The 15,203-nt window shown below is 70.1% G+C and carries 17 protein-coding genes; 11 read left to right on the top strand and 6 right to left on the bottom strand.

Annotated elements, in window-relative coordinates; all coding sequences use genetic code 11:
* Positions 1–61 precede the first annotated feature (61 nt).
* Together LDL49_RS35255 and LDL49_RS35250 are read right to left on the bottom strand one after the other, a co-directional pair.
* On the bottom strand, positions 62–703 hold the full coding sequence (locus LDL49_RS35255; protein ID WP_225297737.1) for a TetR/AcrR family transcriptional regulator: 642 nt from the start codon (positions 701–703) through the stop codon (positions 62–64).
* 115 nt (positions 704–818) lie between these two features.
* On the bottom strand, positions 819–1,769 hold the full coding sequence (locus tag LDL49_RS35250) for a helix-turn-helix transcriptional regulator (RefSeq protein ID WP_225297735.1): 951 nt from the start codon (positions 1,767–1,769) through the stop codon (positions 819–821).
* A 91-nt stretch (positions 1,770–1,860) separates the two neighbouring features.
* On the opposite strand from LDL49_RS35250, the gene LDL49_RS35245 reads away from it, so the two are divergent.
* A complete protein-coding gene (locus tag LDL49_RS35245; protein WP_225297734.1) occupies positions 1,861–2,265 on the top strand; it encodes a VOC family protein in 405 nt (134 codons plus the stop codon).
* Between the two features lie 9 nt (positions 2,266–2,274).
* Here the strand turns inward: LDL49_RS35245 and LDL49_RS35240 are convergent, their stop codons facing one another.
* A complete protein-coding gene (locus tag LDL49_RS35240; protein WP_225297732.1) occupies positions 2,275–3,423 on the bottom strand; it encodes a glycoside hydrolase family 53 protein in 1,149 nt (382 codons plus the stop codon).
* An 83-nt stretch (positions 3,424–3,506) separates the two neighbouring features.
* On the bottom strand, positions 3,507–4,772 hold the full coding sequence (locus tag LDL49_RS58630) for an adenylate/guanylate cyclase domain-containing protein (RefSeq protein ID WP_225297730.1): 1,266 nt from the start codon (positions 4,770–4,772) through the stop codon (positions 3,507–3,509).
* 184 nt (positions 4,773–4,956) lie between these two features.
* Between LDL49_RS58630 and LDL49_RS35230 the strand changes: the two genes are divergently transcribed.
* From LDL49_RS35230 to LDL49_RS35190, 9 genes are all read left to right on the top strand, one after another.
* Entirely contained in the window at positions 4,957–5,472 is a 516-nt protein-coding gene (locus LDL49_RS35230; RefSeq protein ID WP_225297728.1) for a MarR family winged helix-turn-helix transcriptional regulator, read from the top strand.
* A complete protein-coding gene (locus LDL49_RS35225; protein WP_225297726.1) occupies positions 5,423–6,601 on the top strand; it encodes an ABC transporter ATP-binding protein in 1,179 nt (392 codons plus the stop codon). The genes LDL49_RS35230 and LDL49_RS35225 overlap by 50 nt, the downstream gene beginning before the upstream one ends.
* Entirely contained in the window at positions 6,598–7,404 is an 807-nt protein-coding gene (locus LDL49_RS35220) for an ABC transporter permease (protein WP_225297724.1), read from the top strand. The genes LDL49_RS35225 and LDL49_RS35220 overlap by 4 nt, the downstream gene beginning before the upstream one ends.
* 135 nt (positions 7,405–7,539) lie before the next feature.
* The gene (locus tag LDL49_RS35215; protein WP_225297722.1) at positions 7,540–8,211 is read left to right on the top strand and encodes a hypothetical protein; all 672 of its coding nucleotides are present in this window, start codon (positions 7,540–7,542) and stop codon (positions 8,209–8,211) included.
* Between the two features lie 527 nt (positions 8,212–8,738).
* Positions 8,739–9,155, top strand: a complete 417-nt coding sequence (locus LDL49_RS35210; RefSeq protein WP_225297720.1) for a hypothetical protein — start codon at positions 8,739–8,741, stop codon at positions 9,153–9,155.
* Positions 9,156–9,184: 29 nt separating this feature from the next.
* Positions 9,185–10,375 (top strand): acyltransferase family protein, encoded by a 1,191-nt coding sequence (locus LDL49_RS35205; protein WP_225297718.1) that lies wholly within the window; start codon positions 9,185–9,187, stop codon positions 10,373–10,375.
* Between the two features lie 11 nt (positions 10,376–10,386).
* The gene (locus LDL49_RS35200) at positions 10,387–11,019 is read left to right on the top strand and encodes a GerMN domain-containing protein (RefSeq protein WP_225297716.1); all 633 of its coding nucleotides are present in this window, start codon (positions 10,387–10,389) and stop codon (positions 11,017–11,019) included.
* The gene (locus LDL49_RS35195) at positions 11,016–11,702 is read left to right on the top strand and encodes a response regulator transcription factor (protein ID WP_225297714.1); all 687 of its coding nucleotides are present in this window, start codon (positions 11,016–11,018) and stop codon (positions 11,700–11,702) included. Before LDL49_RS35200 ends, LDL49_RS35195 begins: the two co-directional genes overlap by 4 nt.
* A 29-nt stretch (positions 11,703–11,731) precedes the next feature.
* A complete protein-coding gene (locus tag LDL49_RS35190) occupies positions 11,732–13,168 on the top strand; it encodes an ATP-binding protein (protein WP_225297712.1) in 1,437 nt (478 codons plus the stop codon).
* Positions 13,169–13,176: 8 nt separating this feature from the next.
* On the opposite strand, the gene LDL49_RS35185 is transcribed toward LDL49_RS35190, so the two are convergent.
* The gene (locus LDL49_RS35185; RefSeq protein ID WP_225297710.1) at positions 13,177–13,446 is read right to left on the bottom strand and encodes a hypothetical protein; all 270 of its coding nucleotides are present in this window, start codon (positions 13,444–13,446) and stop codon (positions 13,177–13,179) included.
* Positions 13,447–13,535: 89 nt separating this feature from the next.
* Between LDL49_RS35185 and LDL49_RS35180 the strand changes: the two genes are divergently transcribed.
* A complete protein-coding gene (locus LDL49_RS35180; RefSeq protein WP_225297708.1) occupies positions 13,536–13,727 on the top strand; it encodes a hypothetical protein in 192 nt (63 codons plus the stop codon).
* 150 nt (positions 13,728–13,877) lie between these two features.
* On the opposite strand, the gene LDL49_RS35175 is transcribed toward LDL49_RS35180, so the two are convergent.
* Positions 13,878–15,086 carry an acyl-CoA dehydrogenase family protein gene (locus LDL49_RS35175; protein ID WP_225297706.1) on the bottom strand — a complete coding sequence of 403 codons (1,209 nt, stop codon included), beginning with the start codon at positions 15,084–15,086 and terminating at the stop codon, positions 13,878–13,880.
* Positions 15,087–15,203 lie beyond the last annotated feature (117 nt).

The following is a 15,203-nucleotide window of genomic DNA, read 5'->3' as shown; positions in this document are numbered from 1 at the left end:
TACTCTTACGGCGTAAGACGGTCAAGGGCCTGCCGGAGGCGACCGGCGAGCACGAAGGAGGTCAGGCGGTCTCGCGCATCCTGTCGAGACCGTCGAGGATCAGATCCAGCCCGAACTCGAACTCGGTCTGGTCGTCGCACCACCCCAGCGTGGAGTCGGGGTCGTCGTGAGCGATCTCCCGCAGCATCCCGACGAGGTGGGGCAGTTGCTCGGCCATGGCGTCGAGCATGGCCGCGGATTCGTCACCGGTCCCGTCGCCCGGATCGAACATCTCCTGGGTGAACCCCAGAGCCCGGCTCCCCAGGGCGTGCAGCGCGTGATGGGCCAGGTCGTTGGAGAAGCCACCGTCTCGCATGAGCCCGATCAGGGCGTCGAAGTACTGTACGACGGCCGGACTAACGTCGGTACGGGTCTCGAAGACGCGCGGCGCCCAGGGGTGGCGGAGGAAGACCTGGCGGGCGGTCAGGATCCGCTGCCGCACGGCCGCTTTCCAGGCGGCACCCTGGGAGGGCACGTCGATCCGGCCGACCGCCTCGTTGATCTCGCCGGCGATGACGCCGACGATGCCGTCCAGGACGTCTTCCTTCTTGGCCACGTGGTAGTAGAGCGACATCGCCTCGGCGCCGAGCTCTTCCGCGAGACGACGCATCGTGAGCGACTCGATGCCGCCTTCATCGGCGACCTTGACCGCGGCCCGGAGCACCCGATCTCTGCTCAACGGGGTGCGGGGCTCGGTCCTTGGTCCGTTCCGCGTGGCCACCTAGATCAACCTCCGCGCAATATCGTACAAGGTAAGTTCGGGCCCGATCGCTGCAACGTCAACGTTCGCCGGCGTACTGGCCGGCCAGCTCGGCGCCGATCCGCGCCAGCTCCGCCTGGACCGACCGCGGCTCGACCACCTCGATCATCGAGCCCCAGCCGGCCAGGTTCCTGGCGATGTCGAGCGGGGTCGGCGCGGCCAGGCGGACCCGGACCCGGCCGTGGTCGAGCTCGCCGTCGGTGTGGCAGTGCCGCCCGAAGTGGGTGCGCAGCACCGGCACGAACCTGGCCTCGATGATCACGGTCGCCCACGTACCCGAACGCCGCCGCTCCACCTCCCCCACGACCTGCTCCCACGCGGCGGCGAGCGTGAAGTCGTCCGGCCGTTCGGCGGGCTGGCCGGTCGGCTCGGCCGCGATGATCCGGTCGACCCGGAAGGTTCGCTGTCCGCGTTCGGTCCCGGCGATCAGGTACCAGATGTCGTCCTTGTCGACCAGGCCCCACGGGTCGATCAGCCGTTCGGTCCGCTCCCGGGCGCTGCCGGCGTAGGTCAGGCGGACCTTCCGCCGGCGGACCACGGCGGCCTGCAGCAGATCGACCAGCTCGGGGCGGCGGCGATCACGCTCACCCCACCGGGTGGGGTCGATCATCGTCGCGCCGGCGGCGGCCTCGGCGTCGGCCCGGAAGGTCTGCGGCAGCGCCCGTACGAGCTTGCGCAGCGCCGCCTTGGCCGCACCCGAGACGGCCGCGGCCGGTCCGACGAGCAGGAACAGCGCCTGCGCCTCGGTCGCCGACAGGCCGCTGAGATCGGTACGGGCGCCGCCGACGAGCGACCAGCCGCCACCGCGTCCGGCCTGCGGATAGACCGGGATGCCCGCCGCGGACAGCGCCTCCAGATCGCGGCGGGCGGTGGCGACGGACACCTCGAGCTCGCCGGCCAGCTCGGCGGCGGTCACCCGGCCACGGCTCTGCATGAGCAGGAGGGTGGCAACCAGGCGGTCAGCGCGCATGCCCCCATCGTGCCCAAGAAAGTGGTCAATTGGTGAGCACTTTAGCTTGGAGGATGGTCATAGACACCGACCGGAAGTAAGGAACAAACCCATGTTGCGCGGACTCACCACCGTCAGCTTCTTCGCCGACGATATCCCGGCCGCCCGGGACTGGTACTCCGAACTGCTCGGCATCGAGCCGTACTTCACGCGCCCGGTCGAGGGGCCGCCCGCGTACGTCGAGTTCCGCCTCGGCGACTACCAGCACGAATTCGGCATCGTCGACAGCCGATTCGCCCCGCACAGCCGGTCCGACCAGGCCGGCGGGGCGGTGATCTACTGGCACGTGGACGATGTCCACGCCGCCTTCGAGCGGCTGCTGTCCCTGGGCGCCACCGTGCACGCCAAGCCGGTCGAGCGGGGGCCGGGATTCGTCACCGCGTCCGTGGTCGACCCCTTCGGGAACATCCTCGGCGTGATGTACAACAAGCACTACCTGGAGATCCTCGGCAGGTGACTCCGCGGCCTACGGGGTCCACCTGATGCTGGGATTGATGCCGCCGGTCCAGTTGAAGGTGGCCATGTTGTCCCACTGGTCGCCGGTGCCGTTGATGTTGGCCGGGTCCCAGCCGTTGCCGGAGATGGCGTACCAGGTCGGCTCCCAGTAGAAGACGCCGATCGCACCCGCGCCGCGCGCGGTGTTCTGGACCGCGGCGAACTCGCTCGCCTGCCCCGCCCAGGTGGCCGGGTAGCCCGAGCACGGCGCCGAGCCGTTCACCGCGTTCCCTTCGCTGTCGGCGTTGGCCGCGGTGAAGGGGTAGGCGGTCTCCGCCACGATGACCGGCTTGCCGTACCGGGACCTCGTGTCGCTGATCACCGTGGACAGGGTGGACAGCGGGCCGTGCCACATGCAGTAGTACGACAGGGCGGTGATGTCCCACGGCACGCCCTTGGCCCTGATCCCGTCGTAGAACCAGCGGGCGTTGGCGAGGCTGTCGGCGTCCGCGGTGTGGATGATCACCTGGGTGCCGCCATTGCACGCCTTGGTCGCGTTGTAACCGGCTTTGAGCAGCAGGCTCAGGTTGGTGAAGTCGTTGTTGATGACCTTGCCGTCGTTCCAGAGCATGCCGACGTTGATCTCGTTGCCGATCTGCACGCTGTCGGGCGTGGTGCCCTGTGCCTTGAGGCTGTTGCAGACGTCGTAGGTGTAGTTGTAGACGTCCGTCTGGAGCTGGCCGATGCCGTGGCTCGCCCACGCCGCCGGCTTGAACTGCTTGCCCGGGTCGGCCCAGGTGTCCGAATAGTGGAAGTCGATCATCAGGCCGAGCCCCTTGGCCTTGACCGTCCTGGCGTAGGCCAGAACCTTCGCCTTGTTGTTGTAGCCGCTCGCCGGGTTGTTCCAGACGCGCAGGCGGACGTAGTTGACGCCGACGCCGGCGAGGATGTCCAGCGGGTCGGCGGCCGTACCGGCGGCGTTGTAGTACTTGGCCCCGAGGTCCAGGCTTCGCTGGACCGACGAGACGTCGGCGCCGCGCATGGTCAGCGTGGCGGCCGAGGCGGGGGCGGGGTTCACGAGCGCGACGGCGAGCAGCGTCGCCAGCGCGAGGAAGAGCGTGCCCCCCATCCTCCAGGGTCGGTCCAGGTGGTTGACGGCCATCCCGATCTCCTTGCTCAAGAAATGGGTGGGCTCCTCTGTGAACGTTCACAGACACTCTTGAGCATGAGGATAAAGAAGGACCTCGCGCTGGGAAAGAGAATTCAACCCTCGAAAAAGGTCATCTCCACGCCGGAGATCGTGCGCTGGACGGCGGTGAAGCCGTCCAGATGCATGGCCTCGTTCACTTGCTCACGCACGGCCTCGCTCAGATAGACACGACCAGCCCTGCCGAGATCCTGCGCCATCTTGGAGGCGAGATTCACCGGCGCACCCGCGACATCCCACCCACCACCCGGCGTCTCACCCGCCAGCACCGGCCCGGCGGCCACCCCGATCCGGCAGACGATCTCGCGCTCGGCCAGGTCCGCACGCAGGCGCCGCGCGAAGCGCACGGCCGGCGCGGCCGCCTCGAACAGGTAGAGGGCCAGCGGTCCGGCGATCTTGATCTCCACGGCACCCCGCGCGGGCATGAGCGCCAGTCCCGTCTCCCTCAGCACGGCCGACAGGGCCAGCCCTCTCAGCAGCCCGAGCTCAGGCGTCTCGGCCGCGGCGACGCTCCGCTCGACCAGGACCACCGTCCGGTCCTGGAGATGCTCGGCGGCGAGCCGCCCGGCCAGCTCGACGTCCTCGGGACAGCGCTCCAACCTCAGCAGGTCGGCGTAGAAGGCCGCGGAGTAGGGAATCGGGTAACGCAGCTCCTCGACCGGCCGCACATCGCCCGGACGAGGCCCGTCGAGCACCTGGTACACGCCGCCGACCACGCCCTCGGGGCCGTCCTTGCGTCGCAGGACGAAGGAGTGGCCAGGCGGCAACCGGTCGACGACCGCCCCCGTCACCGCGAGCTCCCCGCCTTCGGTGTGGTTCTCCGCGATGTCCTCGATCGCGTCGGCCTCTGGACCGTACAGCCCACCGGCCAGGCCGTAGAAGCTCCCGTAGTGCGCACCGATGCCGATCCGTACGCGGCAGGAGCGTCCGATCTCGTCCTGGACCTTCAGCAGGACCGACAGCAGCACTCCCGCGTCCGCCGATTCCGGATGGAACATCTGGGCGTTGTCCGCCGCCCACACGCCCACCGCCTCGCCGCCGATGGCTCTGGCGTGGGCGTGCAGGATCCGCTTGGGCCGGTCGATGAGCGCCAGCACCTCCAGCAGGCCCAGCCGCTGACTGAGCTTCGTCAGCCCGGCCGAGTCGGACACCACGCTGTAACCGCGGGCCGCGAATCGGCCCAGCAGCCGCCGCGCGTCGTCGTGGCTTTGACCGGTGTCACGCCACTGCTCGATCAGCGCCAGCGGCAGACCGGCCGCGGAGCGCCGCTCGGTGTCGAAGGTGCCCGGGATGTACGCGCCCGTGGGGGGTTCGGAAGCCACCCGACCACCGTATATCACTCACTGCGATAGTCCAGATGCGTTCTGTAATGAACCGCTGCACCGCGCATTCGGTAGCCGTCCAGCGACGGTTTCCGCACGCGCTCCGGCGTCCAGAAAAGCTATGGGGCAAAAATATACGAGCCCATAATGTATGGCACCAAACAAAACTGATAGCCTGACGAACATGACGTCTGAGCGTTCGGTGGAGTCCGACCTCCAGCAGGCGCCGCTCCCCCATCTGGTGTCGATCGCGGGAAACGTGCTGAACAGCCGGTGGAACGCTCTGTTGAGCCAGGAGCACGGCGTCTCCGTCGCGGGGATGAACGTGCTGCTGGCCCTGAGCCGCGGGTCGGGCACCCACACCGAGATCGCCCGGCGCTGCCGGGTGCACGTCTCCACGCTGACGGGGGTCGTGGACACGCTGGCCCGCGATCACCTCGTGGATCGCCTGCGGGACACCGTGGACCGGAGAAAGGTCCTGCTGGTGCTCACGCCGCGCGGCAAGGAGATCACTGAGCGCGTGGGGAGCGTCCTGAGCCAGGCGCCCCCGCTCACCCCCGGCCTGCCGGATCCCGAGCACGAGGCGATCATCCGCAGGTTCCTCATCGACACCATCCTCTTCGACGAATTCGACGAACGGGAGGCCACTCGTGCCCGGATCGCAGACGCGGAAAGCGGTGAAGGTCAGCAAGGTCGATGACTCCGCCGTCGCCATCGACGCCCTGGTCAAGCGATATCCCGGCGCTCCGGCGAACGCCGTCGACGAGCTCTTCCTCGAGGTCCGCCCAGGAGAGATCTTCGGTCTGTTAGGCCCCAACGGCGCGGGCAAGAGCACCACGATCGGCATCCTCACCACCCGCGTCATCCCCACCGGCGGCACGGCCACCGTCCTGGGCGTGGACGTCGTGGCCCACCCGGTGGCGGCGCGCCGGCTCCTGGGCGTCGTGCCCCAGGTCAACAACCTCGACCGCTCCCTCAACGCCTGGCAGAACCTGGTCTTCCACGCCGCCTACCACGGCGTGCCGCGAGCGCTCCGCAAGGCCCGGGCCACCGAGCTCATGGAGTCCTTCGGGCTCACCGGGCGGGGGCGCGACAGCGTCAACACCTATTCGGGTGGCATGGCCCAGCGTCTGCTGATCGCCCGGGCCCTGATGCACGACCCTCGCGTGCTGTTCCTCGACGAGCCGACGACCGGGCTCGACCCGCAGGCGCGGCTCTTCGTGTGGGACCGGATCCGCGAGCTGCGCGCCGCGGGCGTGACGATCGTCCTGACCACGCACGACATGGACGAGGCCGCCGACCTGTCGGACCGGGTGGGCATCATCGACCACGGCAAGCTGCTCGCGCTCGACACGGTCCACGCGCTCACGCGCGGCCTGGAGGGGAAGAGCATGCTCGACATCACCATCGCGCGGCTGCCTGGACCGGCCGCCCGGGAGCTGCCGGACGTCCTGGCGTTGCCCGACGTCCCGGCGTTGCCCGACCTGTTGGAGTTGCCCGATGTCCCGCTCGGCCTGCTGGAGTTGCCGGACGTCCTGGCCGGTGTCGACGGCGTCGAACGCGTCGAACGCGTGGAGTCCGCACCCGCCGTACGCGGCGGACCGGGCGGCGCGCCGCCCTTCGGCCCCCCACGTCCGGCGGCAGCCCCCGCCGGGCCGGCCACGGGCGAGACGCGTTTCCGGCTCTACGTGAGCCGCGACCCCGCCGCCGTGCTCGGACCGGTGGCGCAACTGCTGGCCAGGCGCGGCTGTCCCATCACCGACGTCCAGATCGGCGAGCCGAGCCTGGAGGACGTCTTCATCGCCCTGACGGGGAGAAGCCTGCGATGAGCGTGTCCGCCCAGGCAGCCGTCCGCAGGGGTGTCAGCCCGCTGCGCGTGGTCCTCGCGATCCTGTGGCGCGATGCCGTCGTGACGTGGCGCGACATCATCTCGGTGCTCGCCCAGGTCGTGCTCCAGCCACTCGTCATGCTCTTCATCTTCGTCGGCGTGCTCGGCCGCCTGGCCTACGTCGACCCCTCCTACGACGACGTGCTGCTTCCCGGCGTGGTCGCGATGAGCGGCTTCGTGGCGGCGCTCCAGGCCGTCGCCCTGCCGCTGATGATGGAGTTCGGCTACACGAAGGAGATCGAGGACCGCCTGCTGGCGCCGGTCCCGATCTCCCTGGTCGGGCTGGAGAAGGTGCTGGCGGCGGCGCTGCGCGCGCTGTTCGCCGCTGCGGTCACGCTGCCCGCCGGCATGCTGATCGTCCAGGACGCGACGTTCCGGGTCGACGGCCTTCCGCTGCTCGTGCTGTCGGTCCTGCTCGGCGGCTGGGCGGCCGGGGCGATCGGGCTGATCATCGGTACGTTGCTGCCGCCCAGCAAGGTCGGCATCATGTTCGCCCTCATCATCGCGCCGATGCTGTTCACCGGCGGTACCCAATACCCGTGGCCCTCGCTCGGCAAGCTGCCCTGGTTCCAGGTCCTGACCGCGCTCAATCCGATGACGTACGCAAGCGAGGGAGTGCGGGCGGCGCTGGAGCCGCAGGTGCCGCACATCGAGCCGTGGATCTCGATGGTCGTCCTCACCGGCTCCTGCGTGGTGCTGACCGCCATCGGGATGGTGAGCTTCCGCCGCCGGTCGCTGACCTGAGAACGCCGCCATGACCTCCACCTGCCTCGGGAAACCGCGGCTCGACCGGATGACGTTTACGTCGTGAGAGGCGCGGGAACCGATGGCGAGGGTGATCAGATGCCTCTGCCTCGCAGGTACACACGCTCCGCGGACGTGCGGGGCGCTCTGCTGCGCGTGTGGCCGGCCGTGCTGGCGATCGCGCTGGCCTTCGGGAGAGGCTATCTCGACGCCTACGGCCCGGGCGGCTGGATCGGGGTCGTCCTGGCGATCATCGGTTTCTTCGTGGCGGTGGCACCGATCGGCCTGGCGTTCTTCAGATGCACCCGGGTGTTACTGAGCCTCGCGATGGCCATGGCGCTGCTCTACTGCCTGAATCTGGCCCACGAGGCCGTGGCGCGGCAGGCGCTGGCCCAGCGCGGCCAGGTGAGCCACTGCCTGGTGCGGCAGGAGACCCCGCAACAGCGCACCGTCACCGACACCCACTTCCAGCCCGGCACCTCACCCGGCGACCCCGGCACCACGTGGACGTCCACGCGCACCGAGATCTCCTACGACTACAGCCTGGCCTGCCCCCAGGCCGGTCCGGACTCGATGACCACCCGCACCTCCGTCGCGAAGGCGGGCACCACCATCGCGGTCCTCTGGGACCCCACCGGACGGATCGACCCGCGTCCGGCCAGGCCCGGTGACACCCCGGCCGAGGACTTCCGCGCCGCCGGGCTGGCGGGAGGAGCAGGTGTCCTGCTCGCCCTGCTCGACGCCACCGGCTTCCATCTCAGGCTGCCCCGCCGGCTGACCGCGCGCCGCTTCCGGCGACGCCGCTGATCGTCAGAAATCGCTGCACGCAGACGCCGGGGTCCTGCCTTCGTGACAGCCGTTCCCCCATTGTGTGATGAAACGATGACAACGCGGTTGACCTCGGGAATCGTCTGCTTGCCTGATGGTCATGCAAGCGACGAACCTCTCCCCTGGCTTCCTGTTTCCTCGAACGTTTCTGGCCGCGGCCGTGGCCGTCGCGGTCGGGGTCACGCTCGCGGGTTGCGGCTCCTCAACCGCCTCCCCCGCCTCCTCTGGCGATGGACAGGCCGCGGCCCAGCAGACTCGGCACGCCGCGACCGGCGTCAGGGTGTTATGGATGGGTGACTCCATCGCGGCCGCGCAGGCCCCGGCCCTGGAGGCGGCGCTGAAGGCCGACGGTGTGGCGTTCAAGAACGCCACTTCCGACGGCGGCGGCAACGTCGTCGCCGGTGACCATCCGGTGACGACCATGGGGGCCCGGGACACGTGGAAGACGCTGAAGGCGAACCTCGCCTCCTTCCGGCCGACGGTGATCGCGTACCAGATCACCAGCTATGACTGGGGCCCCCGCCCGCCAGCAGCTGTCGGCCTACCAGAAGCTCGCGCAGACGGCCAAGGACGCCGGTGCCCGGCTCGTGCTGGTGTCCGCCCCGCCGTTCAAGATCGACGAATTCTTCAAGCCGCACGAGAACGCGATCAAGAGCGCGCCCGCGATGGCCGCCAAGGCCGCCGACGCCGCGCACGTTCGCTACCTGGACGCCTCCGAGCTGTGGGGCAGCGACTACGCCGCCGGCAAGGCCCAGCGCGCCAAGGACGGCATCCACTCCTGCCAGCAGGGGTCGGCTGCCTTCGCCACCTGGTTCGCCAAGCGGCTCGGCAGGCTGGCCGGCTTCACCCCGGCCGCCCCCGGCGTCTGGGCCACCGGTCCGTGGACCGGCGATGAGCGGTTCGCCAAACTCGGCTGCGGCTGATGGTGTCAGCTCCTCGCGGCGAGGGGGTGATGGTTTCTGCCCCTCGCCGCGCGCATATCGGCGCGCTTGACGGGCTGCGCGGGCTCGCCGTCGCCGCGGTCCTGCTGTTTCACGCCGGGCAGCTGCGCGGCGGATTCCTGGGCGTCGACCTGTTCTTCGTCCTGTCCGGCTTTCTGATCACCGGCCTGCTCCTGGAGGATCTCGGCGGAGGCGGCCGTCTCGGACTGATGGCCTTCTGGGAGCGCCGGGCGCGCCGTCTCCTGCCCGCGCTGACCGTCATGGTCATGTCGACGCTGCTGCTGGCCTGGGCGTTCGCCGGGCCGGACATGCTGAGGTTCGCCCTCCAGGACACGCCCTGGGTGGCCGCCCAGAGCGTGAACTGGCACTATATCCACGAACAGCTCGGATACTGGGATGCGTCCGGCACGCGGCTGTTCGCCCACTTGTGGAGCATCGGCGTCGAATGGCAGTTCTACCTCGTCTGGCCGCTGATAGTGGCACTGGCCGGGAAAGGGCCCGGCGGGCAGCGGCGAGTCGCGCTCGTCGCGGTCGCCGGTGCGCTCATCTCGCTGCTGCTCATGATCAAGCTCGGGGTGGCCGTGGACACCACCCGCGCCTACGAGGGCACCGACACCCGGGCCTTCTCCCTCCTGCTCGGCGCGGCCGCCGCCACGGCGCCCGTCCGAGACGCCGTGGCCGGCCTGCCACGCCTGGCCGTGGAGGTGATCTGCGTACCGCTGCTGTGCGTACTGTCCGCCTCATGGCTGCTGACCGGCGGGGAAGAGGCCCCGGGCCTGTTCCAGGGCGGGATGTTCGCGCACTCCCTGGGCAGCGCCGTGCTGATCGCGCTCCTGGCCCGTACGCCGGACGGTCTGGTGGGCAGGGTGGTCGGCAGCGCCGTACCGCGGCGGCTGGGCGAGCTGTCCTACAGCCTGTACCTGTGGCACTGGCCGGTCTACCTGCTGCTGCCCCGTCCGGTGGCCGGGCTCGACGGCTGGGGCTGGACGATCACCGCGGTCGGACTGTCGCTGCTGGCCGCGCTGATCTCGAAGGCCGCGGTCGAGGATCCGGTACGACTGCGCGCCCGGTGGGCCACCGGGCGGCGCGGCTGGGCGGCGCTGGCCGTCGCGGGGATGATGGCGGTGGGGCTGTGGGCGGTGATACCGCGGCCGCAACCCGGCGCCGGGACGGTCGATGTGAGCCTGCTGAACCAGCCGTAGCCGGAGAGACCATGCCGAAGAACGAGAGCGAACACATGCCGGGGGTGCTGCGCCGCATGGCGGCTGTCATGCCGGAGGTGCTCATGCCGGATGTGCTCCGCCGCGTGGCGGCTGTCATGCCGCGGGTGCTGTGCCGCATGGCGGCTGTCCTGATCGCTGCGGCGACGCTGGCGGGCTGCGGGATCACCGACACCGACGCGCTCCCCGCCGGTCAGCCGGCCCGAGGTGGCCTGACCGAGAACAGCAGCCGGCTGCTGCGGGTGTACTTCGTCACACCCCAGGGCACCTGGCCGGTGTCCCGGCCGGCGTCGGCCGGAGACCGGTTGCGGCAGGCCATGGACGCGCTGCTCGCCGGCCCCACAGCGGCCGAGCGGGCCCGGGGGTTGATCACGCGGCTGCCGTCGGCGACCCGGCCGATCCGAGCCAGGACGACCAACGGCCGGGTGGAGCTGCGTTTACCGTGGCTGGTGCGCGACCTGCGGCCGGTGGCGGTGAGCCAGCTGGTGTGTACGGCCGCCGCGGTCCCGGGCCTCGGCGACGACCCCGTCATCAAGGTGTTCGAGCCCGGTCTGGCGGACCCCTGGCCGGTCAGGTGCGATGAGAGCGGGTCGGCCGTCCCGGACGAACAGGGAGCCCCTTCGTGACCCGCGTACTGCTGATAGAAGACGACCCGGCCGTGCGCCGGGGCGTGAGCCTCGGCCTGCGCCACCGAGGCCACGAGACCCTGCTCGTCGCGACCGGCGAGGACGGGCTGGCCGAACTCATCGCGAGCGCTCCCGAGGTCGTACTGCTCGACCTGATGCTTCCCGGCATGAGCTGCCTGGAGACATGCCGCCGAATCCGCGCCTTCAGCCAGGTGCCCATTGTGATCCTTTCCGCGCGCGACGATGACGTGGACGTCGTCGTGGGCCTGGAAGCCGGCGCCGACGACTACGTGATCAAGCCGGCCAGCAGTGAGGTCATCGAGGCCCGCATGCGCGCGGTGCTGCGCCGTACCACCCAGCCCGCCTCCCCCGGCCAGGCCGCCCGCACCACCCACGGCGATCTGCTCATCGACCGGGTCGCCTTACGCGTGCTCAAGCACGACGCGCAACTCGCGCTGGCGCCGACGGAGCTGAAGCTGCTGCTGTTCCTGTCGGCCGCGCCCGAACAGACCTTCAGCCGCCAGCAACTCCTGGAACAGGTGTGGGAGCACAGCTTCCACGGCGACTACCGGCTGGTCGACGCGTGCGTGATGCGGGTGCGGGCCAAAATCGAGGACGACCCTCGCAGCCCCCGCTACATCCAGACCGTGCGCGGCTTCGGCTACCGGTTCGGACCGCTGTGACCCGGCTTCGGCTGCCGGGTCGGGCCGCTGTGACCCGCTGGCCTCTCGCCCGCGGCCTGCGGGCCCAGTTGGTCCTGGTGTTCCTGCTGGTCTCCGCGCTCAGCGCGCTGACCGCCGCCGCGTTCACCTTCCGCCAGGGCCGTACCGCGATCGTGGAACGCGTTCAGGCCGACGCCTTGCAGGAGCTCCGCGCCCACCTCACCGCCCGGGCGCCCGACCTGCCCGCCGACCCGACCGAGGCGGACCTGCGTACGCTGGCGCTGCAGCTGGACCGCGCGGCAGGCACGCGCGGCTGGCGCACCGCCCTGTCCTATCGTGGCGGCCCGCTCATCACCGCCGGGGCGCAGGCGCCGCCGCTGCCCGCGCGACTGCGTACCCAGGCGACCTCGGCGACCACCGCGCTGGCCCAGCGCTTCCACTACGCCCAAACGCCCTGGCTGGCCGTGGCCCTTCCCGTCGTCGCCGCCGCACGCCCGCAGAGCCCCCCGCCGCTCACCGTCTACGCCTCCTTCTCCCTTGCCTCCCAGCAGCAGGACGTGGACACCCTGGCGGCCGCAGCCCGTTCCGGAGCCCTGCCCGTCGCCCTGGCCTCGATCGTCCTCGCGCTGCTGGCCGCGCGCAGGCTGCTGCGACCGGTCCGGCAGTTGCGGACGGCCGCCGAGCGGATGGCGGACGGCGGTCTGGACACCCGTGTGAACGTCACCGGGGATGACGAGCTCGCCGATCTCGGCCGTACCTTCAACACCATGGCGGCCACGCTCCAGGCCGACGCGGCCGCGCTGCGCGCCATGGAAGCGCGGGCGCGCCGGTTCGCCGCCGACGTCTCCCACGAGTTGCGTACGCCGCTGGCGGCCATGGCCGCCGTGACGGAGGTCCTCGACGCCGACGCCGCCTCCGGTCGCCTCGCGCCGCTCACCGCCGAGGCGCTGCACCTGGTCTCCGATGAGACACGCAAGCTCACCCACCTGGTCGAGGACCTGATCGAGGTATCCCGCTTCGACGCCGGTGCCGCCGTACTGCACCTCGACGAGATCGACCTGGCCCAGCTCATCGCCAAGACACTCGCGCTGCGGCACTGGCAGGACCGGGTCCGCACCGATGTTCCCCCAGGGCTGCGTGCCCGCCTCGACCCGCGCCGCGTCGATGTCATCCTCGCCAACCTGGTCGGCAACGCGCTGCGGCACGGCGGCACAGCGGTGTCGGTGCTCATCCGGGTTCGGGCCGATACGGACCGGATCAGCATCGCCGTGTCCGATGACGGGCCCGGCATCCCCGCCGACCTGCTGCCCCACGTCTTCGACCGCTTCACCAAAGCGGACGCCGCCCGTACCCGGACCGACGGCAGCGGCCTGGGCCTGGCCATCGCCACCGAGAACGCGCGCCTGCACGGCGGCACCCTCACGGCGGTCAACGCACCCCACGGCGGAGCCGTCCTGACCCTCACCCTGCCTCGCGACCCACCATGAGGTTCGTACTACCAAGCGTATGCTTGGGGCGCTTCTCCTCCTGGACCCGGCCAGATGTCGTCGAGTTCGCGGAGCGTCTCGTCGGAGAGGGAGATCTCGAGCGCGCGTCGGCCGCGGCCGAGCTCATGGACTACAGCCAGGCCTGCGACACCATCGCCAACGAGGACACCGCCGTCTTCGACGCGTTGCGCGACGCCGACGGAAACGAGGCGGCCCGCCTGTATCGGGTCAAGATCGAACGCTGTGTCCGCTACATGATCGCCCAACTCCCCGAACACGACGCCGCGCCCCAGAGCGTGTTGGCCCGCACCTGCGATCCGGTCCGTGGCATCCGTACCTACGCCTGCGAAGGAACGGCCAGACGCTCGTGGAGCAGTCCAGCTTCCTGGAGCACGAGCACAGCCGCAATGTGCACGCCTCGACGACCTTCAACGTCGAGAGCGGCCACTGGCGCGTGGAGGCTGCCGTAACCAAGACGATGGGATACTGGGGCTTCAACCGCCGCCCTAAAGACGAGGTGGCAATGAGCGACTTCGCGGTCGACATCAACGTCCCCTGACCGGCGCCGAGCCAGGCCAATGAGGGAATTTCCGGCCGGATAACGCCAACGACCGGCAGTTCCGGCGCCCCGAACCCCCTTGGCGAGGGACCGGTGAAGGGTGGCGTGCCGCGCTGACGGTTCTGCCACCCCCTTTGACGTGCGGGGTCCTCAACGAACCGGCAGGCCGGTGACCGCTCTGCCGATGATCAACCGCTGGATCTCCGACGTACCCTCGAAAATCGTGTAGATCTTGGCATCCCGGTGGAAGCGTTCCACGGGATGTTCCCGCGTATACCCCGCCCCGCCCAGGATCTGGATCGCCTGCTCCGTCACCCACACCGCCGTCTCCCCCGCCACCAGTTTCGACATCGAGCCCTCCGCCTGCTCGAACTGCCGGCCCATCCGGGCCATCCAGGCGGCGCGCCAGGTGAGCAGGCGGGCCACGTCCACGCGGGTCGCCATGTCGGCGAGGAGGAAGGCGATCGCCTGGTTCTCGCCGATCTTGCGGCCGAACTGCTCGCGTTCCCGCGCGTAGTCCCTGGCGTACTCGAAGGCGGCCCTGGCGATGCCGACGGCCATCGCGGCCACCGAGGGGCGGGTGGTTTCGAAGGTACGCATCGCCGCCTGCTCGCCGGCGCGTCCGCCGTTGCGGACGCGGGCGAGGCGGGCGTCGAGTTTGTCCTTGCCGCCGAGGAGGCAGGAGCCGGGAACGCGGACGTCGTCCAGGACGACCTCGGCGGTGTGGGAGGCGCGGATGCCGTGTTTGCGGAACTTCTGCCCCATCGACAGGCCGGGGGTGCCGGGTGGGATGACGAAGGTGGCCTGGCCTCGGGTGCCCAGCGATGGTTCGACCGAGGCGACGACCACGTGGACGTTCGCGATGCCGCCGTTGGTGGCCCAGGTCTTGACGCCGTTCAGGATCCAGTCGCCGCCGGAGTACACGGCGCGGGTACGGATGGAGCCGACGTCGGAGCCCGCGTCCGGCTCCGAGGCGCAGAAGGCGCCCAGCTTGACGTCGTTCTCCGTGCCGAACATCTGCGGGAGCCACTCCCCCATCTGCTCCGGCGTGCCGTTCGCGGACAGGGCGGCGGCGGCCAGGCCGGTGCCGACGATGGACAGGCCGATGCCCGCGTCGCCCCAGAAGATCTCCTCGAACGCCACCGGCAGCGCCAGGCCGCTCTCCTCGAACCACTGGGTGGCGAAGAAATCGAGCGAGTACAGACCGATCTTGGCGGCCTCCTGGATGACGGGCCAGGGGGTCTCTTCGCGTTCGTCCCACTCTGCGCCTGCTGGGCGGATCACGTCGCGGGCGAACGTGTGCACCCAGTCGCGTACCTCGGCGACGTCGTCGCTTAACTCCGGACAGAAGCCGCCCATGCTGTTACTCCCTGAAAAATCCTGTTAAAGGCGCCAGGCCATGCTCAGGTACGGCCCACAGAGCCAGCCGTTACCACTGGTAACACCCTACCGGCCGGTAGCCCGCCACCGGAAGCC

It is taken from the genome of Nonomuraea aurantiaca, from assembly GCF_020215705.1.
GTDB lineage: Bacteria > Actinomycetota > Actinomycetes > Streptosporangiales > Streptosporangiaceae > Nonomuraea > Nonomuraea aurantiaca.
This window is presented reverse-complemented; position numbering and strand designations above follow the sequence as displayed.

Coding starts and splice junctions, on each gene's coding strand:
- LDL49_RS35250 (WP_225297735.1), bottom strand. CDS start 1,769: ATGCGCGCTGACCGCCTGGTTGCCACCCTCCTGCTCATGCAGAGCCGT.
- LDL49_RS35245 (WP_225297734.1), top strand. CDS start 1,861: ATGTTGCGCGGACTCACCACCGTCAGCTTCTTCGCCGACGATATCCCG.
- LDL49_RS35230 (WP_225297728.1), top strand. CDS start 4,957: ATGACGTCTGAGCGTTCGGTGGAGTCCGACCTCCAGCAGGCGCCGCTC.
- LDL49_RS35220 (WP_225297724.1), top strand. CDS start 6,598: ATGAGCGTGTCCGCCCAGGCAGCCGTCCGCAGGGGTGTCAGCCCGCTG.
- LDL49_RS35210 (WP_225297720.1), top strand. CDS start 8,739: ATGACTGGGGCCCCCGCCCGCCAGCAGCTGTCGGCCTACCAGAAGCTC.
- LDL49_RS35205 (WP_225297718.1), top strand. CDS start 9,185: ATGGTTTCTGCCCCTCGCCGCGCGCATATCGGCGCGCTTGACGGGCTG.
- LDL49_RS35200 (WP_225297716.1), top strand. CDS start 10,387: ATGCCGAAGAACGAGAGCGAACACATGCCGGGGGTGCTGCGCCGCATG.
- LDL49_RS35175 (WP_225297706.1), bottom strand. CDS start 15,086: ATGGGCGGCTTCTGTCCGGAGTTAAGCGACGACGTCGCCGAGGTACGC.